We start from the raw sequence: 25,409 nt of genomic DNA, 5'->3' as shown, positions 1-25,409 counted from the left end.
GCGCTCAGCGGTACAGCGCTTCCGAGCCCAGCTGTCCGCAGGTGACCACGTCGGCGTCCGTCGACACCGGGCGGTCGGCGAGGAGGTCACGGGCCCGGGCCTGGCCCCAGCTCGTGGCGTACCAGGGGTCGCCGGCCGTGTCCGCGAGGTCCCGCGCCACCAGCCGCAGCGCGCAGGAACGCATCGGCTCCTCGAGCCGGTCGAGCGCCGGTACGGCGTCGGCGGAGAGTCCGTCCGCGTAGTCGAGGTCGAACTTGCCCGTCTCCTCGTACCGTTGCACGTTCCGCTCGGCCACCAGGGCGTCCGGGGAGGCGAGCCCGAACGCCAGTACACCGGCGACCGCGCTCGCCGCCACCGCGCGCGGCAGCCACCGGGCGCCCCACACCCCGGCCGCCATGATGAAGACGATCACCAGACCGAGCCACCACTCGACGGCGGTCACCGAGATCCGCAGCCGGGTCAGCCCGTATGCCTCCACGTACATGTCCATGCGCCGCACCGCGGACGCCACGACGACGAGCGCCAGCACGCACAGGGTCCCCAGGACACCCCGCACCAGCGTCCGGTCGCGCACGCCGCCGCGCGGTGCCCAGCGCAGCGCCAGGACGATGACGACCAGGGTCAGCAGGGTGGCGAGAAGCAGTTGCCAGAAGCCCTGGCGCGCGTACTCGGCGTACGACAGCCCGGTCTCGCGCAGCACGGCGTCGTAGCCGCCGAACAGCACGGTGAGCTGCACGGCGTTGAAGACCGCGAACAGCAGCACCAGCACGACCAGCGGCAGCGCCCACTCGACCCGGCCCCGTGCTCTGCCCTCGGGCACCCGGGCCCGGTCCCAGCGGATGGGCGCGGCGGCGGTGTGCGCGACGGCGAGCGCGCCGACGATGCCGAGAGCGAGCGTCACCACGTGCCATGTGCCACCGGTGAACGAGGCCTTGGGCATCAGATCGCCGAGGAGGTCCGCGAAGGCGGCGTCCGCGCCGGCGAAGAGCGCGCCGAAGACGAGCAGGAGGACGGCCGTCACGACGAGAGCGCGCAGGACGGGTACGACCCGGCCCCGTGCGTCGTTCGATCGGGCGCGCACGCCGTGCCAGCCCCAGAGGGGGCCGGTGACCAGGGAGTTGAACACGCCGATCGGGCCCAGCAGCACGGCGGGCCAGCTGCGGCCGCCGTGCAGCGCGAGTGAGCCGGCGGCGAGCGCGGTGACGACGGCGAGGAAGGAGGGCCAGTCCGCGTCGCGCAGGACGGGGATCGTCAGCAGGGCGAGTCCGCCGACGGCCCAGACGAGGCTCCACGCGCGTGTGCGGCGGCCCGCGAAGCGGCCCGCCGCGTAGGCGGCACAGGCGGCGGGGAGTGCGACGAGGAGGAGGTTGACGGCGAGGCCGTCGGTGAGGAGGAGGGTGGCGAGGAGGCCGGTGGCGAGCGTGGCCCACAGGGCGGGGGCCGGTATCGGGGCGGGGGGTGCGGTGGCCTGGGCGGGGGCGAGCCAGTCCGGTGCGGTCGAGGGATGGGGGGTGTCCGCCTTGACGTCTGTGTCCGACGTCGCCTCCGGGCCTGGTGGCGGAGTGGGCTCCGTGTCTGCGGGCCGCTCGCCGGGGTCGGGGTTCGTCGGTCTGTCGGTCACGGAGGTCCTCCCTGCCGGGGGCGACCGGCATGATCATCTGATGGGTGCCGGTCAGAGTAGGCAGGAGGGGGTTGCTTCGAGGCGGGGGGTGGGGGTGTCTGTGGCAAGCCTGTGACAAATGCGGGGGTTGTGAACCCGTTGTGGCCGGTAGTGCCGCGCGGCGGAGCCGCCCATGTCACGGCCGCCCGCGGCGGAGCCGCACATCTCGCATCGCAAAGCCCTTCCGGAAGCTCTAGCGGTGCGTCTCGGGCGCGGCCCAGGTGGGAAGGTCTTCCGTCTGGCGTTGCCAGGCGGGGGGCGGGGAGCCCTGCGTATGTGAGGCGATGACGCCGCCGACGATCGCGCAGGTCGTGTCGACGTCGCCGCCCACCTGAGCCGTCGTCCAGAACCCCTGTTCGTAGTCGCTCAGGGTGCGCGCGGCCGACCAGAGCGCGAACGGCACCGTGTCGTGCGCCGTCGTACGCCGTCCGCAGCCGAGAACGGCGGCGACGGTTCCCGCGTCGGCGTAGTCGAGCATGTCGCGCGCCCGGCGCAGCCCGGCGCCGACCGCGCTGCGCGCCGGTACCAGCGCGATCACGCCGTCGAGCAGCGCTCCGGCGCCCGGCGGCCCCTCGGGCGCCGCGACAAGCGCCGCCGCCGCGGCCACCGCCATCGCGCCGACCACGGCCTCCCGGTGCTGGTGCGTCGGGTAGGCGGAGATCTCGGCCTGGTGGGTGGCCTGCTCGGGGTCGTCGGCGTACCAGGCGCCCAGCGGCGCGATCCGCATGGCGGCGCCGTTGCCCCAGGAGCCCTGGCCGTTGAAGAGCGCGGCGGCCAGCTCACGCCAGTCCCCGCCCTCCCTGACCAGCCGCAGCAGCCGGTTGACGGCCGGCCCGTAGCCGCGGTCGAAGTCGTGGTGGACGGCGAAGGAGCGGGCGAGCGCGTCCTGGTCGATCCGGCGGTGCGCGGCGAGCACGGCCACCACCGAGCACGCCATCTCGGTGTCGTCGGTCCACTGCCAGGGCCCGGCGGGCAGCTCACGCCGCTTGAGCAGCGGATAGTTCTCCGGCACGAAGAACTGCGAGCCGAGCGCGTCCCCCACCGCGAGCCCGCGCAGACTGGCCAGCGCGCGCTCCAGGCGCCCGTCGGAAGGGAGAACAGAGAGGTCGGCGGTCATCGCCCTGCCACTTTAACCGGTGATCCCGTACGGCTCCGGATCCCGCCACCGCTCGAACGGGCGATCGAGTGTGTACTTGCCGTTGTCTCCCAGTACCAGCATCCGGGTTTCGCCGTTGCCCGGGTTCGAGAGGGACTCGAACTCGGCGACCGTCCAGTGGAACCACCGCATGCAGAACAGCCGCATGGCCAGGCCGTGGGTGACGATGAGGACGTTGGGCGGGTGGTCGGGGGCCTCGAAGCTGCGGAAGAGGCTCTCCAGGAAGCCGCCGACCCGGTCGTACACGTCGGCCCCGGACTCGCCCTGGGCGAAGCGGTAGAAGAAGTGGCCGTACGCGTCCCGGTACGCCTTCTGCAGGCGTACGTCGTCACGGTCCTGCCAGTTGCCCCAGTCCTGCTCGCGCAGCCGGGGCTCCTCGCGGATGCGGACGAGGCCGGGGTCGAGCCGGAACTCCCGGAGGGTCTCGTGCGTTCTCCGGTACGGAGACACGTATACGCTCACGCGCTCCCCGCCGAAGAGTTCCCGCAGCCGCCCGCCCGTCTCCCCCGCCTGGTGCCGGCCCTTCTCGGTGAGGGCCAGCGCGTGGTCGGGCTCGCGTTCGTACACGGTGTCGTCGGCGTTGCCCATCGACTCCCCGTGGCGGACAAGGACGATGCGCCGTGGTCGTGCCATGTCTCGACCCTAGAGCGAGCGAAGGCCGGTCGAACACCGGAGCGGGGGTTCATACGGCACAGATCACACCACGCGTCCCGCCCGCCGACCGTCACGCGTGTCCGGCGCTCACACCGTCCAGCCCGGTTCCAGGTCGACGATGTCGCCGGTCATCGCGGCGACGTCCGCCTCGATCTGTGTGCGCAGTGCCAGCCGCTCCACCCGCTCGGCGCGGTACTTGCCGTGTTCGGCGGCCGACTGCCACATCGAGAGGATCAGGAACTCGGGGCCCGGCGCCTCGCCGAACAGTCCGCGGATCATCCCCGGCGAGCCGGCCATCGCCGGGTTCCAGACCTTCTCCTGCATCAGCGCGAAGTGCTCGGCCCGCTCCTCGTGGACCCGGCAGTGCGCGATGCGGACCAGGTCGGCGTCGGTGAAGCGCGGCTCGAAGCCCGTCTTCACGTCGAAGCGGTAGTCGAACAGCTTGACCTGCTGGTCCTTGAACGTGCCGGACTGCGTGGCGGCCAGCCGGTCGTGGGAGCGGGCCATGAAGGAGTCGTAGAACGTGCGGCTCTCCCAGAAGGTGAAGACGTGCGCCACACCGGGGCGGGCGCGGCTGAAGCCCCCGCCCTGTCCCCTGAAGCCCGGCTCACCCGGCAGCCCCGCCCACTTCCGCTGCCCCCGTTCGAAACCGCGGCGGTCCACCACGGTGCAGCGAATCCACTTGACCAGCACCGCGCCATCGTAAGGCCACCGGCGTGGCGCCGGTCACGCTCGTCGGGAGCGCGGGGGCGCACGGGTACCCCCGGCCGTCGCACGACCGTGGCAGGATGGACAAACGGCCCTCGTGGCCTGGTGGTTGGGCGCTCGGCACTCGGGGAAGGGGCACATGCGGTGAGCGGCATCAGCAAGGGGATCGACAAGGCCGAGGTCGCGGTCAAATGGGACCCGTCGCCCACCGGCGAGGACCCCACCGACCTGGACATCGTCGCCGGGACGTTCACGGGCGACGACCCGTACGGCGCACCGGTCTACGTGGTGCACTTCGACAGCCGGTCCCCGGACGGGACGATCAACCTCAACCGGGACAGCCACGACGGCAAGGGCTTCGGCTGGGACGAGGTCATGACGCTGGAGCTGGAGCGCCTCGACCCGCGGTACGTGCGGGTGGTGGTCGGCGTGGTGATCCAGCAGCGGCACGGCGACCGCACCTTCGCCGGCGTCCTCAACCCGGCGCTGCGCGTCCGCGAGGGCTACGACGTGCTCGCCGAGGACGACTTCACCGGCGTCCCGGACGCGACGGCGGCCACGATCGCGGAGTTCGTACGGGACGCCGACGGCGAGTGGGAGTTCCGCGCGGGCCTCACCGGCTTCACCGACGACGACCTGGCGACGTTCCCCCGCGTCATGGGCCGGGCCCGCGCCTGACCTCGCGGTTCACCAAGAGCGGGGGCCCGGACATCCGGACCCCCGCCCTCACCGGGCGCATTTCAGCGCCCGGCGGTGTTCACGTCAGCTGCAGCCGCTCGTGGAGCCGCAGCCCTCGCAGATGTAGCAGGAGCCGGCCCGCTGCATCTTGGTGCCGCAGGAGAAGCAGAGCGGGGCGTCCGCCTGGATGCCGAGCTGCATCTCGACCAGCTCCGCGCTGGTGTGGGCCTGCTTCGGGGCCGGCAGGGCCGCGGCGGCCTCCGCCTTCGGGGTGGCGACGGCCTTCAGCTCCTGGGCGCGGGGCGCCGACTGCGCCAGGCCCTCGACGTCCACGTCCTCGTCGTCGAGCGGCTCGTAGGAGCCGGTCTCCAGGTGACGCTGGCGCTCCTCGGCGGAGTGGATGCCGAGCGCGGAGCGGGTCTCGAAGGGCAGGAAGTCCAGCGCCAGGCGGCGGAAGATGTAGTCGACGATCGACTGCGCCATCCGCACGTCCGGGTCGTCGGTCATGCCCGCCGGCTCGAAGCGCATGTTGGTGAACTTCGAGACGTACGTCTCCAGCGGCACCCCGTACTGGAGGCCGACGGAGACCGCGATGGAGAAGGCGTCCATCATGCCCGCGAGGGTGGAGCCCTGCTTGGACATCTTGAGGAAGACCTCGCCGAGACCGTCGTCGGGGTAGGAGTTGGCCGTCATGTAGCCCTCGGCGCCGCCGACGGTGAAGGACGTGGTGATGCCGGGGCGGCCCTTGGGGAGACGCTTGCGGACGGGGCGGTACTCGACCACCTTCTCGACCGCGGTACGGATCGTCTCCTCGGCCTTCTCGGTGATCGCGTCCTTCTCGGCGGCCTTGGTGTCCTTGGTCTTGGCGGACAGCGGCTGGCCGACCTTGCAGTTGTCGCGGTAGATGGCGAGCGCCTTGACGCCCAGCTTCCACGCCTCGTAGTAGATCTCCTCGACCTCCTCGACGGTCGCCGTCTCCGGCATGTTGACCGTCTTGGAGATGGCGCCGGAGATCCAGGGCTGGATCGCGGCCATCATGCGGACGTGGCCCATCGGGGAGATGGCGCGCTCGCCCATGGCGCAGTCGAACACCTCGTAGTGCTCGGTCTTGAGGCCGGGGGCGTCGATCACGTTGCCGTTGTCGGCGATGTGGGCGACGATCGCCTCGATCTGCTCCTCCTGGTAGCCCAGGCGGCGCAGGGCCTGCGGGACGGTGCCGTTGACGATCTGCATCGAGCCGCCGCCGACCAGCTTCTTGAACTTGACCAGCGCCAGGTCCGGCTCGACGCCGGTGGTGTCGCAGGACATCGCCAGGCCGATGGTGCCGGTGGGGGCGAGCACGGAGGCCTGGGAGTTGCGGAAGCCGTTCTTCTCGCCGAGGCGCTGCACGTCCTGCCAGGCCTCGGTGGCCGCGGCCCACACCGGGGTGTCGAGGTCGTCCATGCGGACGGCCACGGCGTTGGCGTCGGCGTGCTGCTTCATGACGCGCTGGTGCGGCTGGGCGTTGCGGGCGTAGCCGTCGTACGGGCCGACGACCGCGGCCAGCTCGGCGGAGCGGCGGTAGGCGGTGCCGGTCATCAGGGAGGTGATGGCACCGGCGAGCGCGCGGCCGCCGTCGGAGTCGTAGGCGTGGCCGGTGGCCATCAGCAGGGCGCCGAGGTTGGCGTAGCCGATGCCGAGCTGGCGGAAGGCGCGGGTGTTCTCGCCGATCTTCTGGGTGGGGAAGTCCGCGAAGCAGATCGAGATGTCCATCGCGGTGATGACCAGCTCGACGAGCTTCTGGAACCGCTCGGTCTCGAAGGACTGGTGGCCCTCGCCGTCGTCCTTGAGGAACTTCATCAGGTTGAGCGAGGCGAGGTTGCAGGACGTGTTGTCCAGGTGCATGTACTCGCTGCACGGGTTCGAGCCGTTGATGCGGCCGGACTCCGGGCACGTGTGCCAGTGGTTGATGGTGTCGTCGTACTGGATGCCGGGGTCGGCGCAGGCCCAGGCGGCCTCGGCCATCTTGCGGAAGAGCGACTTGGCGTCGACCTCCTCGATGACCTCACCGGTCATCCGGGCGCGCAGCCCGAACTGTCCGCCGGTCTCGACGGCCTTCATGAAGGTGTCGTTGACGCGGACGGAGTTGTTGGCGTTCTGGTACTGGACGGACGTGATGTCGTCGCCGCCCAGGTCCATGTCGAAGCCCGCGTCGCGCAGGGCGCGGATCTTCTCCTCTTCCTTCACCTTGGTCTGGATGAAGTTCTCCACGTCGGGGTGGTCGACGTCCAGGATCACCATCTTGGCGGCGCGGCGGGTGGCACCGCCGGACTTGATGGTGCCGGCGGAGGCGTCGGCGCCGCGCATGAAGGAGACGGGGCCCGAGGCGTTGCCGCCGGAGGAGAGGAGCTCCTTGGAGGAGCGGATGCGGGAGAGGTTCAGGCCGGCGCCGGAGCCGCCCTTGAAGATCATGCCCTCTTCCTTGTACCAGTCGAGGATCGACTCCATGGAGTCGTCGACAGACAGGATGAAGCAGGCGGAGACCTGCTGGGGCTGGGGGGTGCCGACGTTGAACCAGACGGGGCTGTTGAAGCTGAAGATCTGGTGCAGGAGGGCGTACGCCAGTTCGTGCTCGAAGATCTCGGCGTCGGCGGGCGAGGCGAAGTACTTGTTGTCCTCGCCGGCCTTCCGGTAGGTCTTCACGATCCGGTCGATCAGCTGCTTGAGGCTGACCTCGCGCTGCGGAGTGCCGACGGCTCCGCGGAAGTACTTGCTGGTGACGATGTTGACCGCGTTCACCGACCAGAACTCGGGGAACTCCACGCCGCGCTGCTCGAAGTTGACCGAGCCGTCGCGCCAGTTGGTCATGACGACGTCACGAGACGCCCATTCCACCTCGTCGTACGGGTGTACGCCGGGGGTGGTGTGGATGCGCTCGATGCGCAGGCCCTTGCTGCCCGCCTTGGTGCCCTTGGCGCGGGAACTCCGTGCCGGACCGCTCGCCGTCTCTGTCATGCCGCCTCCCTGATATCGGGCAAAACGCCCATCAGTGCCCGTTTCTTCCTGGCACTTGTGTGTGGTGTGTCTGCTGGTCACGCGCGTCCGTGCTGCTCGGGCACGCGCGACAGGTCTGTGTGCGCCGCCGTGGTGGCCGGTCCGGCATCCCCGTCCGGTCCGGCCTTCGCGTCAGTCGGCGGCGGTGGCGGGCACGGGGACGCCCGCGGGCGTCCCTCCGGACCCGCGGTCGGTTCCCTGCCGTCCCGCTCGGTCGGCTCCCTGGCGTTCCGCACGGTCGGCCGCCCGGCGTTCGGTGACGGCGCCCGCGCGGTCGTCGTCGTCCGCGCCTCCCGCCCCGTCGCCGACGGGGTGCGCCGTCTGTTGCTGCCTGAGTTCCGCGATGGCGGCCTCGAAGTCCTCCAGCGAGTCGAACGCCCGGTAGACGGACGCGAACCGCAGATAGGCCACGAGGTCGAGTTCCTGAAGGGGTCCGAGTATGGCCAGCCCCACGTCGTGGGTGGTCAGCTCGGCGCTTCCGGTGGCGCGCACCGCCTCCTCGACCCGCTGGCCGAGCTGGGCGAGTGCGTCTTCCGTGACGGGCCGCCCCTGGCATGCCTTGCGCACGCCGTTGATGACCTTGGTACGGCTGAAGGGTTCGGTGACCCCGGACCGCTTGACCACCATCAGCGAACAGGTCTCCACGGTCGTGAAACGACGGGAGCAGTCGGGGCACTGGCGGCGCCTGCGGATCGAGGTGCCGTCGTCGGTCGTACGGCTGTCGACGACACGGCTGTCGGGATGCCTGCAGAAGGGGCAGTGCATGGTTCCAAGCCTCCTTCACGGCACGACACATCAGCCACAAGAGGCCTCACCGGCCCCTCGGAGCGACCCCCAGCATAGGCGATCTCCTGGCCGGCGAAAGACCGGGGGAACACAACTTGTGGGCCGCTGTCGCCATCCAACCACTAGATGTAGCGATTGGCCCGCACATACGCCCACGACACGCCCGGCGCGCGCGACGGCGCGCGTACGGCGCGGGCAGGGTGCGACCGCGCGCTTGCGGACAGTGCGCGCGGGACCCCGGCGGGACCCCGCAAAGGGCCGCGCGGGCGCGTGCCGGGCCGCGCGGGCACGGGTCGTGCGCGCGGGCGTACCGGCGTGCGCGCGGGCCCAACCGACGCGCGGGCGGTCGTGCGCGGATGCGGTGGACACCGCATGGAGAAGCCGGGCCGGTGCGCGGCGCGCGGGAGCCCTGATGGCAGACTGGGCGCCGCCGACGCGGAGCCCCGGCCGACGGGGCCCTCGCCCCGGCGGTGAAGAGTACAGCAGCACGTGCGCGCCCCACCCCCGGACGGCCGGCGTCGGCCATACACCTGGGCACCCGATTCCGACAGGTAATCAGCGGTTTTTCACTCGAACGTGTGTTTGGCGCAACCTTTCGAAAGCTACTACCGTTGTGCTGCACGGGAGACCATCGAGAGGGGCCGACGACGTGACCACCACCGCAGACAGTGCCGCCATCACTGCCCAGGACCGTTCCCAGGGCCGACTCGAGCCGGTGCATGCGATGACGGAAGTTCCGCACCCCGAGGGACCAAAGAGGTCCCTGCCCGGGCGACCTCCCGGCATCCGGGCGGACAGCTCCGGGCTGACCGACCGGCAGCGCCGGGTGATCGAGGTCATCCGGGATTCCGTGCAGCGGCGCGGCTACCCGCCGTCGATGCGGGAGATCGGCCAGGCCGTGGGCCTGTCCAGCACCTCTTCCGTGGCGCACCAGCTGATGGCACTGGAGCGCAAGGGCTTCCTGCGCCGCGACCCGCACCGGCCGCGCGCGTACGAGGTGCGCGGCTCCGACCAGGCCGCTCCCGTGCAGCCCACCGACACGGCGGGCAAGCCGGCCGCGTCGTACGTGCCGCTGGTGGGCCGGATCGCCGCCGGTGGGCCGATCCTGGCCGAGGAGTCCGTGGAGGACGTGTTCCCGCTGCCGCGGCAGCTCGTCGGTGACGGTGAACTGTTCGTGCTGAAGGTCGTCGGTGACTCGATGATCGAGGCGGCGATCTGCGACGGGGACTGGGTCACCGTGCGACGTCAGCCGGTGGCGGAGAACGGGGACATCGTCGCCGCGATGCTGGAGGGTGAGGCGACGGTGAAGCGGTTCAAGCGTGAGGACGGGCATGTGTGGCTGTTGCCGCACAATGCGGCGTACGAGCCGATTCCTGGTGACGATGCGACGATTCTGGGCAAGGTGGTGGCGGTGCTGCGGCGGGTCTGACGTCGTCGCCTGCGCGGGGCGTCGCCTGCGGCGCCCTTTCCGACGGGCCCCGGAACCACCTGCGCCGGTTCCGGGGTCTTGTGCTGTGCGGGGACGGGGGCGGCTTTGTTCCGCCCCCGCCGCCCTTACCCTTCCCGTCTCCGGGGGCTCCGCCCCCGGACCCCTGAAAGATTGCGCAGTTCCCCGCGCCCCTAGAAGGGGCGCGGGGAACTGCGCAATCTTTCAGGGGTCCGCAGCCCTCGGTCAGCTCTCCGACCGAGCCGCCGCGTTGATCGCCGCGAGGGAGCGGCGGACCTGGGCGCCGTCCACCGTGTACCAGAAGTCCGGCATCGACGCCTTCAGATAGCTGCCGTAGCGGGCCGTGGCCAGGCGGGGGTCCAGGACCGCCACCACGCCCCGGTCGCCCGTCGCCCGGACGAGCCGCCCCGCGCCCTGTGCCATCAGCAGCGCGGCGTGCGTCGCGGCGACGGCCATGAAGCCGTTGCCCCCGGCCTCCTCCACCGCCTTCTGCCGCGCGCTCATCAGCGGATCGTCGGGCCGCGGGAACGGGATCTTGTCCATCACGACGAGCTGACAGCTCGCCCCGGGCACGTCCACGCCCTGCCACAGCGACAACGTGCCGAACAGACACGTCGCCGGGTCCGCCGCGAAATTCTTGATCAGCTCGCCGAGTGTCTCCTCGCCCTGGAGCAGGATCGGGTACTCGGGGATGCGCGCGCGCAGCGCCTCCGCCGCGAGCTGGGCGCCCCGCATGGAGGAGAACAGCCCCAGCGTGCGCCCGCCGGCCGCCTGGATCAGCTCCGTCAGCTCGTCCAGCATGTCGGCCCGGTCGCCGTCCCGGGCCGGCCGGGACAGGTGTTTGGCGACGTAGAGGATGCCCTGCTTGCGGTAGTCGAACGGGGAGCCGACGTCGACGCCCTTCCACTGCGGTACGTCCTCCCCCTCCGTGCCCTCGGGCGCGAGCCCCAGCGAGGCCCCGACGCCGTTGAAGTCGCCGCCGAGCTTCAGCGTGGCCGAGGTGAGGACCACCGAGCGGTCGGTGAAGAGCTTCTCGCGCAGCAGCCCGGAGACGGACATGGGCGCCACCCGCAGGGATGCCCCGAAGCGGTCGTGCCGTTCGTACCAGACGACGTCCCACTCGCTGCCCTGGGTGATGCGCTCGGCCACGTCGTGCACCGACTCCACCGACGCCAGGGCCTGCTTGCGGACGGCGTCCTCGTCCTGCACCGACTTGTCGCGCGTGGCGCCGATCGCCGAGATCACCGTACGGGCGGCGTCGCGCAGCGCCGCCAGGGCGTAGCCGAGGTCCTCCGGGATCTCCTCCAGGCGCCCGGGCAGCGCGAGCTCCATCAGCCGTTCGAAGCCCTCGGCGGCGGTCTGGAGCTGGTCGGCGGCCCTCTCGTTGACGAGCTTGGCCGCGCGCCGCACCGCGCGGTTGACCTGGCCCGGGGTGAGCTCACCGGTGGCGACGCCGGTGACCCGGGAGACCAGTTCGTGCGCCTCGTCGACGATCAGCACCTCGTGCTGCGGCAGCACCGGGGCGCCCTCGATGGCGTCGATGGCGAGCAGCGCGTGGTTGGTGACGACGACCTCGGCGAGCTTGGCCCGCTCCCGGGCCGCCTCGGCGAAGCACTCGGCGCCGTAGGCGCACTTGGAGGCGCCCAGGCACTCCCGCGAGGACACGGAGATCTGCGCCCAGGCGCGGTCGGAGACGCCGGGGGTCAGGTCGTCCCGGTCGCCGGTCTCCGTCTCGTCCGACCAGTCGCGCAGCCGCAGCAGGTCCTGGCCCAGCTTGCTGGTGGGGGCCGCCGCCTCGAACTGGTCGAACAGGCCCTCCTCCTCGTCCTGCGGCATGCCCTCGTGCAGCCGGTGCAGACACAGGTAGTTCGAGCGGCCCTTGAGCATCGCGAACTCCGGGCGGCGGCGCAGCAGCGGGTGCAGCGCCTCGACCGTGCGCGGGAGGTCCCGCTCGACGAGCTGGCGTTGCAGCGCCAGCGTGGCCGTCGCGACGACCACCGGCTCGCCGTGCGCGAGCGCCGGCACCAGGTAGCCCAGGGACTTGCCGGTGCCGGTGCCGGCCTGGACCAGCAGGTGGGAGCCGTCGTCGACGGCGTCCGCGACGGCTTGGGCCATGGTCACCTGGCCGGGGCGCTCCGTGCCGCCGACGGCGGTGACGGCTGCGTGGAGGAGTTCGGGAAGTGAGGGCTTCGTCATAGCCCGACCACCCTACGGCCCGGGACCGACAACCGGGGCCGGACGGCCGGAGCGCGAGGGGCGGCCCGGGGTGGTGAGGGGCGCCCGCGCGAGCCGTCCCCGGGCGGGGTGGTCGCGTTCACATCAGATGCCGCAGCGAACGGTCGCGGATCATCAGGGCCGCCCGCCTCCCGGGCAGCGTCAGCTCGGCGGAGAAGCGGAACCCCGCGCTCAGGAAGGCGGTGAGGGAGGCGGTGTTGCGCAGGTCGGGCTCCGCGACCACGCGGGCGCAGGCCGGGCGGTGGTCGAGGATCAGGTCGGTGACCGACCGCAGCAGCACCGAGCCGAGCCCGCGGCCCCGGTCGGCGACGGCGCCGAGGAGCAGATGGACGCCGGTGTCGTGCGGCCGGGCCGGATAGTGCCGGGCCAGGGGGTCGAGGTCGGCGCGGTACACCTCCCAGTAGCTCATCGCCGCGCCGTCCAGCACGCCGAGGCAGGGCACGCTGTGGCCGTCCCCGTCCACCTGGGCGCGCAGATGCCGTCCGGTGACGTCGTCGGGCCCGTCGAGCTCCCAGAACGCGGCGACCGCCGGATCGTTCATCCAGCGCGCGACCAGCGGGGCGTCCCGCTCCGGGCGGACCGGCAGCAGCCGGAAGGCGCCGACGGGGGTGGCGACCGGGCCCCAGTCCCCGATCCGGCCGAGCAGGTCGTCGGCGGGGCCGGCGTCCGCGTCCCCCGCGTCGGGTGCGGGCGCGGCGAACGCCTCGGCCGGCCGCAGGCTCAGCGTCGTCTCGCAGTCGGACTCGTCGGGGACGGACAGGGGCTGGGCGGCGGGCACGGCGGTGCGGCGCGCCGGAGCGCCGTCGTCGGTGCGCGCGTGGTGGGAGGGCACGTGGACGCTCCTCTCGGCAGACGGGGGTGGGCCGTGGTCAGCCATGGAGGGGGTTGGCGAGGGTGACGTACACGGACTGGGTGTCGACGGGACCGACGAGTTCGTCGAGCCCGTGCAGCCGGGTCAGCAGATTGGCCTTGCAGCGCAGCACGGGTGAGTCCAGCAGACGGGACGGCAGGCTCGTACGGAGCCGGTCCGGACCGGTGGCGACGGCGGTGAGGAAGCCGCGGAACGCGGCGAGCAGCAGCCGCTCGTCGGCCAGGCGCTGCGCGCCGAACGCACCGATCAGTCCGAACACGTTGTTGATGCCGAGGTAGTAGGCGAACCGTTCGTCGGCGACCGCGTCGGCGACGAAGGTGTCGCTGTGGGCCCCGATGCCGGGCAGGAGGGCGTCGAGTTCCGCGTGCCGGGAGGCGCGGAAGTAGTAGCCCTGGTTGTCGCGGTAGCGGCCGCCGGCCGGCCAGCCGTCGCGGTCCAGCAGGAGCAGGGTGTTCTGCTGGTGCGCCTCCAGCGCGATCCCGGCCTCCGCGTCCAACCACAGCAGGGGCCGTACGACCGCCTCCAGATAGCGCAGGAACCACTCGACGGACACGGCACCGGGCGGCCGGCCGGTGCGGCGGGCCAGCCGGGTGACGAGACGGGCGAGCCGGGAGCCGGTACCGGGCGGGGCGCCTACGGACGCCGACCCCGGCAGCGGGCGCGGCGCGACCAGGCCCGCCACGCACGACACGTCGTCCGACGCGGCGAACGGGTTGTGGCGGAGCAGCACGTCGAGGCCGGGCACGGGACCGCCGTCCGGGTCGTCGACGGCGAGCCAGGCCGGGTCGCGGACGATGTCGAAGCCGGGGTGGGCGGCCCGCCACCGCCGGCCCAGGCCGGTGCGCAGCAGCCGATGCGCCTCGACACCCCGGTGCAGTTCCTTGCGCAGGTTCTCCCGGCGGGAGTTGGTGATGCGCAGACCCAGCGACAGCTTGAGCATGGCGGGGGCGCCGGTGCGGTGGACCGTGCGGACGGACGAGGTGGGGTGCCAGGCCGGGCCGTACGGGCCGAGGTCGCGGAGCAGCCCGGCGTCGAACAGCGCGGCGACACCCGGTCGCAGGCGCAGTTCGCGTGCCTGCCAGGGGTGGACGGGGAGCGCGGCGTGCCCGGCGGGCAGCGGCAGACCGTGGCCCGCGAGTCGCGCGGTCAGCCGGGCGGCGGGCACGGGCCGTCCGCGTTCGGTCCAGGCGGAGTCGGTCGCGAGGGCGGCGGGGGCCACGGCGAACCAGTGCAGCGGGAAGGAGCCGCGTGCTTCCGGCGAGTAGCGGCCGGTCTCCGCCTCGGAGAGCCCTTCGCGGCTCTTCGGCGTGGGGTGCAGCGGGTGGCCGAGGAGCAGCGCCTGTTCGGCGGCGAGGAAGAGGTCGGGTCCGTCGTCGGGGCGGGCGCGGCGGTCGCGCAGGAAGACGGCGGTACGGCGCACGGAGTCGGCGACGCGCCCCACGAGGTCGGCGGCCTCCGCCCCCGCCCCGGGCGCGCCTGCGCGTGCGCCGGCCTCCCTGGCCAGCAGGGCCGCGAGCGTCACGGCGTCGACGGGCGGGGCGGACTCCGGCGCGTCCGTCAGGGCCGGCGCCCCGAAGCGGTGCCAGCCGGTCGCCGACCAGTGGCGGACCGGCACGCGCAGATGGGTGCCGGAGGCGGGCAGCGGGACGCGGAGGACGCCGTCGTCGCCCGGCGCCGCGAACCCGTTCTCCCGCACCCAACAGCGCAGCAGATTGTCGACACCGGCGGCCTGCGCGGCGGCGTACGGGTCGGGGTGGTCGAGCGGGTCGGGGCGTTCGTGGTGGTCGGGGCGTTCATGGTGGTCGGGATGATCGAGGTGGGCGAGCGGGGCGAGGTGGGCGAGCGGTTCGTGGTGGCCGCGCGCTCGGTGCTCGTCACTCGCCGTACGGCGGTCGGGCGGGCCCGCCGGGCGGGGCGCCGACAGCCGCTCGACGGGGTCCGACGGACCGGCGGGCGGCGGGACGTCCTCGGCGTCCGCACCGGCGAGGGCGGCGGTCGTGTTCACACTGGCTCCTTGGTTACGAGGGGCGCGCGGCGGACCCGGCCACGGCGCACGATTGCCTCACGCGCCGGCGCGCGGTCCCCCGGCCACCGCCGCCACGGCGTCGGCGAGGCGGTCCAGTACGGCGGAGGCCTGCTCGTCGGTGATCGTCAGCGGGGGCAGCAGCCGTACGACACTGGCGTCGCGGCCGCCCAGTTCGACGATGAGCCCGCGCCGCAGACACTCCCGCTGCACGGCCGCCGCGAGGTGGGGCGCGGTGGGGCGGGGCTCGTGCCCCGCCGCCCCCGTGAGGCCGCGGCCCGTCTCCGTGAGACCGTGACCCGTCTCCGTACGGCCGTCATCCGTCTCCGTACGGCCGTCGGGCGACGCGCAGGTACCGGGCTTGCCCCGCTCCCCGTCCCGACCGCCCGGCTCCCCCGCCGGATCGACCAGCTCCACCCCGATCATCAGCCCGCGCCCCCGCACCTCCCCCACGCACGCGTACGACCGCGCCAGCTCACGGAGCTGGCCGAGCATCCGTTCGCCCAGTTCCGCCGCCCGCCCGGCGAGCCCGTTCTCGCGGACGTACGCCAGGGTCGCCGTGCCCGCGGCCATGGCGAGCTGGTTGCCGCGGAAGGTGCCCGCGTGGGCGCCCGGCGGCCAGACGTCGAGGTCGTCGCGGTAGACGATGACGGCGAGCGGCAGGCTGCCGCCGATGGCCTTGGACAGCACCATCACATCGGGCACCGTGCCGCTGTGTTCGACCGCCCAGTAGCGGCCCGTGCGGCCCACCCCGGTCTGTACCTCGTCCACGATCAGTGGAATCGAACGCGCCTCGGTGAGCGCGCGCATGCGGCGCAGCCAGGCGTCGGGCGCGGGGAGCACGCCTCCCTCGCCCTGCACCGGTTCGAGGATCATCCCGGCGGGCCGCGGCACCCCGGACTTGGGGTCGTCCAGCAGCGACTCGGTCCAGCGCGCGGCGAGTTCGGCGCCGCGCGCGCCGCCGACGCCGAACGGGCAGCGGTAGTCCTGCGGATACGGCAGGCGCGCCACCCGTACGTCGCTCGCGCCCCCGGATGCTTCGAGCGCTCCCGCGGTCTGTCCGTGGTAGGCGCCGGTGAAGGCGAGGATCCCGGTCCGTCCGGTGGCCGCGCGGACCAGTTTGAGCGCGGCTTCGACGGCGTCGGTTCCGGCGGGTCCGCAGAACTGGACGCGGGCGCGCTCGGCGAGCCCCGGGGGCAGGGTCCGGAACAGTTCGGTGGTGAAGGCGTCCTTGACGGGGGTGGCCAGGTCGAGGCAGTTGAGCGGGGCCCCGGAGTCCAGGACCCGGCGGACGGCCTCCAGGACCACGGGGTGGTTGTGGCCGAGGGCCAGTGTGCCCGCGCCGGAGAGGCAGTCGAGGTAACGGCGGCCGTCGGCGCCCTCGATGGTGAGGCCGCGGGCGCGTACGGGCACGATCGGCAGGGCGCGCGCGTAGGTGCGGGCGGCGGACTCGCGGGCCGCCTGCCGGCGCAGGATGCCCTCGTGCGCCCCGCGCGTACCTCCGGGCACGTGCGCCCCGAGCGCGTCCGCGGACGCGTGCGCCCCCGTCACCACCGATGCCTCCGCGGCGTCTCCCGCGCCTCCTGCCTCTCCCGCGTCTCCTGCCTCGGACGCCACCGCAGATCCGGTCACTGTCACGACGACGGTTCCTCCCGCTTCCCGACGGCGAGTTGCCGGGGCGCCGCACGCCCGCGCCGGACAGCCGGGCGGCAGGCCCCGTAACCACCAACGACGGGAGGGGCCGGAGGGAAGCGGGCACGGGCACGATCTTTCACCTGCCGTTGCCCCGACAGCCCTTGTGCGGGCGGCTCTTGAGTGCCGCTGCCGTGACGCAACCGTTGCCCTCCGGTGGGCAACCACCCACAGCGACCGCATAGTGTGTGGTGCCGTCGCGTAAAGCCGTACGAGCAGGGGACTCACTCCCGCACGACAGTCAACTCCGCAGCACCATCCCGTTCTTTCCAGGGGGACTTCACACCATGCGACCCATACGCCCGCTCTTCGCCGCTCGCCGAGAAAGGAGCGGACGCCGCAGGATCTCCCCCGCCCCGGCCGCCGTCGCACTGGCCGCCGCACTGGCGCTGACGGCCACCGCCTGCGGCTCGGACGACGACACCACGGCGAACGCGGAGACCTCCGCGAGCCCCTCCGCCGGCGACGACGGCAAGATCCACATCCCGGACGACGTCAAGCAGAAGCTCAAGGAGCACGGCTTCGACCTGGACAAGTGGAAGGGCGGCGCCTGGAAGAACTGGGACAAGGACGACTGGCTGCGCGAGGCCAACGAGTACATCAACCCCATCATCCAGGGCCTGTGGGACCCGGACCGGATGCGCAAGGCCGACGACCCGGACAAGGGCGTCGACGCCAAGGATCTCGCCGCCGACCAGGGCGTCACCGACCAGACGCCCGCCCCGGTGCGGGCCCAGTCGGTCGCGGCGCCGTACCACGACAGCGCGCCCACCGCGGGCAAGGTCTTCTTCGACGCACCCGAGGGCACGATGGTCTGCTCGGCGACGGTGGTCGAGGACCCGGCGCACCCGGGCAAGTCCAACCTGGTGTGGACCGCGGGCCACTGCGTGCACGCCGGCAAGAAGGGCGGTTGGTACCGCAACATTGCCTTCGTGCCCGCGTACAACAACGCCGGTGAGACCGCGGCCCAGTTGGTGGACGCCTCCCGCGAGGAGGTCGCGCCGTACGGGGTCTGGTGGGGCGACTGGGCGCAGACCTCGCAGCAGTGGATCGAACAGGGTGGCGAGACGGGTGGCCAGGGCGCCGCGTACGACTACGCCGTGATCCATGTGACGCCGGAGAAGGGCAGCGGCGGCAAGTCGCTGGAGGAGACGGTCGGTTCGGCGCTGCCGGTGAACTTCGACGCGCCCGCCGTGCCGGACGTCGACAGCGTCACGGCCACCGGCTACCCGGCGGCGCCGCCGTACGACGGTCAGACGCTGTACCGCTGCCAGGACAAGCCGGGCCGGCTGTCGATCGAGCAGAACGACCCGACGATGTACCGCATCGGCTGCACCATGACCGGCGGTTCGTCCGGCGGCGGCTGGGTGGAGACGGGCTCGGACGGCAAGCCCGCGCTGGTCTCCAACACCTCCATCGGCCCGGTCAGCGCCGGCTGGCTGGCCGGTCCGCGTCTGGGTGACGTGGCGAAGGGCGTCTACGACGCGGTGAGCAAGAAGTTCGCAGCCGCGCGGTAGGCCGCGCGAGCACGCGGCCGAAGAGCGGCGAAAAGGGCCCGACCCCCTCGCAGGGGCCGGGCCCTTTCGCTTCACGGCGACGCCGTACGGTCCGGGGGGGCCGTACGGCGTCGCCGTACCGCCTGTGGGGGCCGGTGCGGTCAGGCGAGCGGGGCCGGAGTGTACGGCTCCAGGTCCGCCGCCAGTTCCTCGTGCACCCGTACCTTGAGCAGAGTGCCCTCCGGGGTGTGCTCCTCGGAGAGGACCTCGCCCTCGGCGTGTGCGCGGGCGACCAGCTTGCCGTGCGTGTACGGCACCAGGGCCTCCACCTCGATCGCCGGGCGCGGCAGCTCCGCGTCGATCAGGGCGAGCAGCTCGTCGATGCCGCGGCCCGTGCGGGCGGAGACGGCGATCGCGCGCTTCTCGGTCCGCAGCAGCCGCTGGAGCACCAGCGGGTCGGCCGCGTCGGCCTTGTTGACGACGACGATCTCGGGCACGTCGGTGGCGCCGACGTCCCTGATCACCTCGCGCACGGCGGCCAGCTGCTCCTCCGGGACCGGGTGCGAACCGTCCACCACGTGCAGGATCAGGTCGGAGTCGCCGACCTCCTCCATCGTGGAGCGGAACGCCTCGACCAGGTGGTGCGGCAGGTGCCGGACGAAGCCGACCGTGTCCGCCAGGGTGTACAGCCGCCCGCCCGGGGTCTCGGCCCGGCGCACGGTCGGGTCCAGCGTCGCGAACAGCGCGTTCTCGACCAGGACGCCCGCGCCGGTGAGGCGGTTGAGCAGCGAGGACTTGCCGGCGTTGGTGTAGCCGGCGATGGCGACGGAGGGCACCTTGTTGCGGCGCCGCTCCTGGCGCTTGATCTCGCGGCCGGTCTTCATCTCCGCGATCTCCCGGCGCATCTTCGCCATCTTCTCGCGGATCCGCCGCCGGTCCGTCTCGATCTTGGTCTCGCCGGGACCGCGGGTGGCGAGGCCGCCGCCCTTGCCGCCGCCCATCTGCCGGGACAGCGACTGGCCCCAGCCGCGCAGCCTCGGCAGCATGTACTGCATCTGCGCGAGCGCGACCTGCGCCTTGCCCTCACGGGACTTGGCGTGCTGGGCGAAGATGTCGAGGATCAGGGCCGTACGGTCGATGACCTTGACCTTGACGACGTCTTCCAGGTGGATCAGCTGGCCGGGGCTCAGCTCACCGTCGCAGATGACGGTGTCGGCGCCGGTCTCGATGACGATGTCCCGCAGCTCCTCGGCCTTGCCGGAGCCGATGTACGTCGCCGCGTCGGGCTTGTCGCGGCGCTGGGTGACGCCGTCGAGCACGAGGGCGCCGGCGGTCTCCGCGAGGGCGGCGAGCTCCGCGAGGGAGTTGTCCGCGTCCTGGATGGTGCCCGAGGTCCAGACGCCGACGAGGACGACCCGCTCCAGGCGGAGCTGGCGGTACTCGACCTCGGTGACGTCCTCGAGTTCGGTGGAGAGGCCGGCGACGCGGCGGAGGGCCGCACGCTCGGAGCGGTCGAGCTGGTCGCCGTCCCGCTCTCCGTCGATCTCGTGGCTCCAGGTGACGTCCTCTTCCATCAGGGCATCGGCCCGGAGACCCTCGGGGTGAGTGCGCGCGAGGCGCTTGGTGGCCTGAGAAGAGGAAGAGGAGGAGGTCATTGGGTCCTTACGTCGTTGGAATGCGGTGGGGACGGCGGGGTGCCGTCTCCCTGGTCAACGCGCGGGGGCATCGGAGGATTCCCGCCACCCCGTCGACCCCCCGATGCTCCCACGGCCCCCCGGCCCCCGTCACCGTGTTATCGCCCGAGCGGGACGTGAGGGTGTTTCTCGCCCCCGCCGCCCCTTCCCGTCCCAACCCGGGGGCAAGCCCCCGGACCCCCGAAAAGATCGCGCAGTTCCCCGCACCCCTGTCAGGGGTGCGGGGCTGTGTCCCTTACGCGGCTCCGCCGCGGGGGCGCGACCACCCACCGTGCCCCGTAAGGGACGCGGGGAACTGCGCGAGAAGCCCCACCGGCGGTCAGCCGACAACACGCCCCCCCCCGGAGTCCAGGGGGCGAGCCCCCGGTCAGCCGGCGTCAGTGGCCGGACGCCAGTCCGGGTGACCCGGCATCGGCGGCGTCTTCGCCCCGTACAGCCACGGCCGCAGGAACCCGCTCACGTCCCGCCCCGCCACCTCCGACGCGAGCCGCACGAAGTCGGCCGTCGTGGCCGTACCGTCCCGGTGCGTGCCGACCCACTTCCGCTCCAGCCGCTGGAACGCGTCCGCGCCGATCTCCTGCCGCAACGCGTACAGCACCAGCGCCGCGCCGTCGTAGACGTTGGCCCGGAAGATGCCGATCTTCTGGCCGGCCTTGGGCGGCTTGGGCGCGGCCGGCGGGCCGCCGGACGCCCTCCAGCCGTCGGACGCGGCGTACGCCGCCTTCATACGGGCCTCCATGGGCCGGTCCGCCTTCTCCTGGGCGTACAGCGCCTCGTACCAGGTGGCGTGCCCCTCGTTGAGCCACACGTCGGACCAGGAGCGCGGGCTGACGCTGTCGCCGAACCACTGGTGGGACAGCTCGTGCACCATGATCGACTCGACGTACCAGGCCGGGTAGCCGGGCTCGGTGAACACCTCCTTCTCGAACAGGGAGAGGGTCTGCGTCTCCAGTTCGAACCCGGTCTGCGCCTGCGCCATCAGCAGCCCGTACGTCTCGAACGGGTACGGGCCGACCTTGCTCTCCATCCAGGCGATCTGGCCGGGGGTCTTCGCCAGCCACGGCTCCAGCGCCTTCTTGTCCTTGGCGGGGACGACGTCGCGGACCGGCAGGCCGTGCGGGCCCTGCCGGTGCAGCACCGCCGAGCGGCCGATGGAGACCTGGGCGAGCTCGGTGGCCATGGGGTGCGCGGACCGGTAGGTCCACGTGGTGGTGCGGGCGGTGCGCTCCAGGCCCGCGGGCAGGCCGTTGGCGACGGCCGTGTAGCCCTCGGGGGCGGTCACGTGAAAGGTGAAGTCGGCCTTGTCGGAGGGATGGTCGTTGCACGGGAAGACGAAGTGCGCGGCGTCGGCCTGGTTGGCCATGGCGAGGCCGTCCGTGGTCCGCACCCAGCCGCCGTCCCGGTCGGCGGAGGGCTTGCTCGGGTCGCTGGTGTGCCGGACGGTGACCAGCAGCGGGGTGCCCGGCACGAGCGGGGTCTCCGGTGTGACGACGAGGTCCTCACCCGCGGTGGTGAACGAGGCGGGGTCGCCGTTGACGGTGACGGACTGCACCGTGCCGTGCGAGAAGTCGAGGTTGAACCGCTCCAGGTTCTCCGTGACGCGGGCGTTGATCCTGGTGACGGCGGTGAGCGGCTTGGTGTTGTCGCCGCCGTAGGTGAAGGACAGGTCGTACGCGCGGACGTCGTATCCGGGGTTGCCGAGGCGCGGGAAGAGCCGGTCACCGATGCCGAGCGGCTCCGCCGGAGAGGGCGCGGAGGCCGCGACGAGGCAGACGGAGACGGCCGGGGCGAGCAGGGCGGCGCGCAGCCGCCCGCCGCGGCGGGAACGGCGTGACCTGCGGGTGTCGGGGAGCGGAGGGGCGGACGAGCTGCTCTGCGGATCCGGGGTGTGCGGCATGGATCACGGCTATCAGCGCCCACGCCCGACACGGCGCAGACGCGCACCGGGCCCACCCGAAAGAGGGGCGCACGGGGGCCGGGGGATGTCACCGGCGGCGCGAGGGAGCCCGGAATGCAACCGGGCGCACGCATCGGGCCGGGGGCGCGTGCGGCGGCGCGGGGATGCCCGCCACACAACCGGGCGCATCCGCCCGCCCACCCGAAGTCGCGTACAGCGACACCGGGTGGCCCGGGCGGGACGCCCGGGGCCGGGCCTGGTCGGCCGGAGCCGACGGCCCGGGGGTGCGCGACGGCGCGGGTACGCCCGGAACGCGACCGGGCGCACCCGCCGCGCCGAATGACGCGCAGCCACGCCCGGCGGCGCGGGGCGCGATGCCCGCGACCCGGGCGCCGCCGGCCGGAGCCGACGACCGGGCGTTCGCTCGACGGCGCCCGCGCGATGACGCCCGCGCGACGGGCCCGGTCGACGGCGTCCGGTCGACGGCCTCCGTGCGGCGGCGCTCGGCCGGTGGCGCTCGGTCGGCCCCGCCCGGTCAGCTCCGTCCGGCCGGCTCCGTCCGGCCAGTCGCGGCCGGTCAGTCGCGGTCGGTCAGTCGCGGTCGGTCAGTCGCGGTCGACGGCTCGGGCCGCGGCCTCCGTGTGTTGGGCGCGATCGACGTCGTAGACGCCGGGGACGTCGCGCATGGCGCGCATCAGCGCGGGGAGGTGCGCGGCGTCGGGGAGCTGGAGGGTGTACGTGTGCCGTACGCGCTGCTGGCTCGGTGGTTCGACGGTCGCCGAGACGATGCCGACGCCCTCGCGGGCGATCGCCTCGGTGAGGTCGGCGAGCAGGTGGGGCCGGCCGAAGGACTCGGCGACGAGCGTCACCCGGAAGTCGGCGGTGTCCCCCCAGCGCACGTCGACCTCCTCGCGCCCGGCGCTCTTCATGCGCGCCGCTCCGGCGCACTCGACGCGGTGGACGGTCACCGCTCCCCCGCGCACGGTGAAGCCGGTGATCTCGTCGGGGGGTACGGGCGTACAGCACCCGGCGAGCCGTACGGGGGCTCCGGGCCGGTCTGCCACGACGCTCGCGGGGGCGCGGGTGCCGGCGGGGCGGGGCCCGGAAGCCGCCGCGGGCGCCCGGCGTGCGCCCTCCGGGCCGTCGGCCGGAACGGCGGGCGGGGTGGAGAGCGGGGCGGCGGGCGCGGTCGGCGGATGGGCGGTGAGCCAGCGCTGGATGGCGATGCGCGCGGCGGGGGTGTGCGCGTGCTCCAGCCACTCGCGGGAGGGCTCGGAGGCCGCGTCCTGGCCCATGAGGAGCTCGACCGCGTCCCCGTCCTTCAGCACCGTGCTGAGTGTGGCCAGCCGGCCGTTGACCCGGGCGCCCATGCAGGCGTGGGCGTCCTCGCCGTACTGGGCGTAGGCGGCGTCGACGCAGGTGGCGCCCTCGGGCAGGCCGAGCGTGCCGCCGTCGGGGCGGAAGACGGTGATCTCGCGGTCCTGCGCGAGGTCCTCGCGCAGCGCCGACCAGAAGATGTCGGTGTCGGGAACCGCCTCCTGCCACTCCAGGAGGCGGGAGAGCCAGCCGGGACGGGTGGGGTCGGCGCGCTCGCCGTCGGCCGGGTCCTCGGCCCCGGGGGCGTACGGATTGCCGAGGGCGACCACTCCGGCCTCGGCCACCTTGTGCATCTGATGGGTGCGCACGAGGACCTCGGCCACCTCGCCGTCCGGGCGGGCGACGGCCGTGTGCAGCGACTGGTACAGGTTGAACTTGGGTACGGCGATGAAGTCCTTGAACTCCGAGACGACCGGCGTCATACAGGTGTGCAGTTCGCCGAGGACGGCGTAGCAGTCGGCGTCCTCGGCGACCAGGACGAGCAGCCGGCCGAAGTCGGTGCCGCGCAGGGTGCCGCGTTTGCGGGAGACGCGGTGGACGGAGACGAAGTGGCGCGGCCGGATGAGGACTTCGGCGGTGATGCCGGCCTCGCGCAGCACCGTGCGGACCTCGTCGGCGACCTCCGCGAGGGGGTCGGTGCCGCGTTCCGCGTTGCGGGCGATCAGTTCGCGGGTGTGTGCGTACTCCTCGGGGCGCAGGATCGCGAAGACCAGGTCCTCGAGCTCGGTCTTGAGGGCCTGGACGCCGAGGCGTTCGGCGAGCGGGATGAGCACGTCGCTGGTGACCCTGGCGATGCGTTCCTGTTTCTCGGGGCGCATGACGCCGAGGGTGCGCATGTTGTGCAGCCGGTCGGCGAGTTTGATCGACATCACGCGGACGTCGTTGCCGGTGGCGACGAGCATCTTGCGGAACGTCTCGGGCTCGGCGGCGGCGCCGTAGTCGACCTTCTCCAGCTTGGTGACGCCGTCGACGAGGTAGCGCACCTCCTCGCCGAACTCCTCGCCGACCTGGGCGAGGGTGACATCCGTGTCCTCGACCGTGTCGTGGAGGAGGGACGCCGTGAGCGTCGTGGTCTCGGCGCCGAGCTCGGCCAGGATGAGGGTGACGGCGAGCGGGTGCGTGATGTACGGCTCGCCGCTCTTGCGCATCTGGCCGCGGTGGGAGGACTCGGCGAGGAGGTAGGCGCGGCGGAGGGGGCCGAGGTCCGCCTCGGGATAGTGGGCGCGGTGCGCCTCGACGACGTGGCCGATGGCGTCGGGAAGCCGGTCGCCGCGGGCCGCGGGTCCGCGGAGGGCGGCACGGCTGAGGCGGCGGAGGTCGAGGTGACGGCTCTTGCGGCGGGGGCCGGCGGCGGAGGGGGCGTCCCCGGGTGTGGGGGCTGGAGGTGCGGGGGGTGCCGGGCGCGGGGCCGGGGTCGGCGCCGGGGGTGTCATGGACGCCGCGGGCGCGGGCGTCGTGGGGGCGGGCGTGGCAGGGGTCGTGGCCTCCGCACTCATGGGCACCTCCGGCTGCTAGACCGGCGGACGGGTTCCCCTGGGCTTGTGCGCGGCTCGGGGACTGGCGGTGTTCCCCGTCCGGGCCGGTGCTTGATGCTATCGAGCCCACCACGGCTGTCCGACCGCCTCCCGCCGAGCGTGAAACGGATCACCCATTCGAGCGACGTGGGGCGAGGTTTACACCTCGCCGACCGTGGTTGCAGAAGTGTCAACGCCCCCGCCGCCCCTACCCTTCCCGTCCCCCAGGGGCTCCGCCCCTTCCACCCCGGAGGGACGAGCGGGGGCTGCGCCCCCTGCACCCCCTGAAGACCGTGAGGGGCTCCGCCCCCCGGGCCCGCCACAGGAGACCCCCGAGGGGGCTCCGCCCCCTGGACACCCGAAGTACCTTCGGGGCTGCGCCCCTGTGCCTCCGGGTGACCGCAGCCTTCCCAAGGACGCGGGGAACTGCGCGACCAGCCACCTCCCACCCGCGCCCGTCCGAACTCCCCGGGGGCCCGGGGGCGGAG

At 73.0% G+C, this 25,409-nt stretch carries 16 protein-coding genes; 3 read left to right on the top strand and 13 right to left on the bottom strand.

All coding sequences use genetic code 11. From position 1 onward, the window contains the following. Positions 1 to 4: 4 nt before the first annotated feature. From OIE12_RS24875 to OIE12_RS24860, 4 genes are all read right to left on the bottom strand, one after another. Complete coding sequence (locus OIE12_RS24875; RefSeq protein WP_329142189.1) at positions 5 to 1,447, bottom strand: DUF4153 domain-containing protein; 1,443 nt, start codon at positions 1,445 to 1,447, stop codon at positions 5 to 7. A gap of 406 nt (positions 1,448 to 1,853) precedes the next feature. Continuing rightward, a complete protein-coding gene (locus OIE12_RS24870; protein ID WP_329138892.1) occupies positions 1,854 to 2,777 on the bottom strand; it encodes an ADP-ribosylglycohydrolase family protein in 924 nt (307 codons plus the stop codon). Between the two features lie 12 nt (positions 2,778 to 2,789). Further along, on the bottom strand, positions 2,790 to 3,449 hold the full coding sequence (locus OIE12_RS24865) for a histidine phosphatase family protein (RefSeq protein WP_329138890.1): 660 nt from the start codon (positions 3,447 to 3,449) through the stop codon (positions 2,790 to 2,792). Between the two features lie 108 nt (positions 3,450 to 3,557). Continuing rightward, positions 3,558 to 4,163, bottom strand: coding sequence for a YdbC family protein (locus tag OIE12_RS24860; RefSeq protein WP_329138888.1), 606 nt, complete (start codon positions 4,161 to 4,163; stop codon positions 3,558 to 3,560). A gap of 159 nt (positions 4,164 to 4,322) precedes the next feature. Between OIE12_RS24860 and OIE12_RS24855 the strand changes: the two genes are divergently transcribed. Beyond that, on the top strand, positions 4,323 to 4,856 hold the full coding sequence (locus OIE12_RS24855) for a TerD family protein (RefSeq protein ID WP_329138886.1): 534 nt from the start codon (positions 4,323 to 4,325) through the stop codon (positions 4,854 to 4,856). Positions 4,857 to 4,940: 84 nt separating this feature from the next. Here OIE12_RS24855 and OIE12_RS24850 read toward each other — a convergent pair whose 3' ends face one another. Beyond that, positions 4,941 to 7,850 (bottom strand): vitamin B12-dependent ribonucleotide reductase, encoded by a 2,910-nt coding sequence (locus OIE12_RS24850; RefSeq protein ID WP_329138884.1) that lies wholly within the window; start codon positions 7,848 to 7,850, stop codon positions 4,941 to 4,943. A 171-nt stretch (positions 7,851 to 8,021) separates the two neighbouring features. Next, a complete protein-coding gene (nrdR, locus tag OIE12_RS24845) occupies positions 8,022 to 8,654 on the bottom strand; it encodes a transcriptional regulator NrdR (RefSeq protein WP_329138882.1) in 633 nt (210 codons plus the stop codon). A gap of 670 nt (positions 8,655 to 9,324) precedes the next feature. On the opposite strand from nrdR, the gene lexA reads away from it, so the two are divergent. Continuing rightward, positions 9,325 to 10,104, top strand: coding sequence for a transcriptional repressor LexA (lexA, locus tag OIE12_RS24840; protein WP_030379448.1), 780 nt, complete (start codon positions 9,325 to 9,327; stop codon positions 10,102 to 10,104). Between the two features lie 243 nt (positions 10,105 to 10,347). Here lexA and OIE12_RS24835 read toward each other — a convergent pair whose 3' ends face one another. The 4 genes from OIE12_RS24835 to OIE12_RS24820 form a co-directional block, all read right to left on the bottom strand. Beyond that, positions 10,348 to 12,318 carry an ATP-dependent DNA helicase gene (locus tag OIE12_RS24835; RefSeq protein ID WP_329138879.1) on the bottom strand — a complete coding sequence of 657 codons (1,971 nt, stop codon included), beginning with the start codon at positions 12,316 to 12,318 and terminating at the stop codon, positions 10,348 to 10,350. A 118-nt stretch (positions 12,319 to 12,436) separates the two neighbouring features. Beyond that, entirely contained in the window at positions 12,437 to 13,189 is a 753-nt protein-coding gene (locus tag OIE12_RS24830; protein ID WP_329138877.1) for a GNAT family N-acetyltransferase, read from the bottom strand. Positions 13,190 to 13,226: 37 nt separating this feature from the next. Then, positions 13,227 to 15,233, bottom strand: coding sequence for an IucA/IucC family protein (locus tag OIE12_RS24825; RefSeq protein WP_329138875.1), 2,007 nt, complete (start codon positions 15,231 to 15,233; stop codon positions 13,227 to 13,229). Between the two features lie 57 nt (positions 15,234 to 15,290). Next, entirely contained in the window at positions 15,291 to 16,760 is a 1,470-nt protein-coding gene (locus OIE12_RS24820; protein WP_329142187.1) for a diaminobutyrate--2-oxoglutarate transaminase family protein, read from the bottom strand. Positions 16,761 to 17,230: 470 nt separating this feature from the next. On the opposite strand from OIE12_RS24820, the gene OIE12_RS24815 reads away from it, so the two are divergent. After that, positions 17,231 to 18,460, top strand: coding sequence for a trypsin-like serine peptidase (locus tag OIE12_RS24815; RefSeq protein WP_329138873.1), 1,230 nt, complete (start codon positions 17,231 to 17,233; stop codon positions 18,458 to 18,460). Positions 18,461 to 18,600: 140 nt separating this feature from the next. Here the strand turns inward: OIE12_RS24815 and hflX are convergent, their stop codons facing one another. The 3 genes from hflX to OIE12_RS24800 all read right to left on the bottom strand — a co-directional run bounded on the left by hflX (position 18,601) and on the right by OIE12_RS24800 (position 24,903). Beyond that, positions 18,601 to 20,094, bottom strand: a complete 1,494-nt coding sequence (gene hflX, locus OIE12_RS24810; protein ID WP_329138871.1) for a GTPase HflX — start codon at positions 20,092 to 20,094, stop codon at positions 18,601 to 18,603. 406 nt (positions 20,095 to 20,500) lie between these two features. Continuing rightward, positions 20,501 to 22,030, bottom strand: coding sequence for a M1 family metallopeptidase (locus OIE12_RS24805; RefSeq protein WP_329138869.1), 1,530 nt, complete (start codon positions 22,028 to 22,030; stop codon positions 20,501 to 20,503). 605 nt (positions 22,031 to 22,635) lie between these two features. Further along, positions 22,636 to 24,903, bottom strand: a complete 2,268-nt coding sequence (locus tag OIE12_RS24800) for a RelA/SpoT family protein (protein ID WP_329138867.1) — start codon at positions 24,901 to 24,903, stop codon at positions 22,636 to 22,638. Positions 24,904 to 25,409 lie beyond the last annotated feature (506 nt).

Origin of the sequence: Streptomyces sp. NBC_00670 (assembly GCF_036226765.1) — a bacterium.
Taxonomy (GTDB): Bacteria; Actinomycetota; Actinomycetes; order Streptomycetales; family Streptomycetaceae; genus Streptomyces.
This window is presented reverse-complemented; position numbering and strand designations above follow the sequence as displayed.

What these genes read in the sequence shown, in the direction of transcription:
- OIE12_RS24870 (WP_329138892.1), bottom strand. Translation starts at nt 2,777, where the DNA reads ATGACCGCCGACCTCTCTGTTCTCCCTTCCGACGGGCGCCTGGAGCGC.
- OIE12_RS24865 (WP_329138890.1), bottom strand. Translation starts at nt 3,449, where the DNA reads ATGGCACGACCACGGCGCATCGTCCTTGTCCGCCACGGGGAGTCGATG.
- OIE12_RS24850 (WP_329138884.1), bottom strand. Translation starts at nt 7,850, where the DNA reads ATGACAGAGACGGCGAGCGGTCCGGCACGGAGTTCCCGCGCCAAGGGC.
- nrdR (WP_329138882.1), bottom strand. Translation starts at nt 8,654, where the DNA reads ATGCACTGCCCCTTCTGCAGGCATCCCGACAGCCGTGTCGTCGACAGC.
- OIE12_RS24835 (WP_329138879.1), bottom strand. Translation starts at nt 12,318, where the DNA reads ATGACGAAGCCCTCACTTCCCGAACTCCTCCACGCAGCCGTCACCGCC.
- OIE12_RS24815 (WP_329138873.1), top strand. Translation starts at nt 17,231, where the DNA reads ATGCGACCCATACGCCCGCTCTTCGCCGCTCGCCGAGAAAGGAGCGGA.
- hflX (WP_329138871.1), bottom strand. Translation starts at nt 20,094, where the DNA reads ATGACCTCCTCCTCTTCCTCTTCTCAGGCCACCAAGCGCCTCGCGCGC.
- OIE12_RS24805 (WP_329138869.1), bottom strand. Translation starts at nt 22,030, where the DNA reads ATGCCGCACACCCCGGATCCGCAGAGCAGCTCGTCCGCCCCTCCGCTC.
- OIE12_RS24800 (WP_329138867.1), bottom strand. Translation starts at nt 24,903, where the DNA reads ATGAGTGCGGAGGCCACGACCCCTGCCACGCCCGCCCCCACGACGCCC.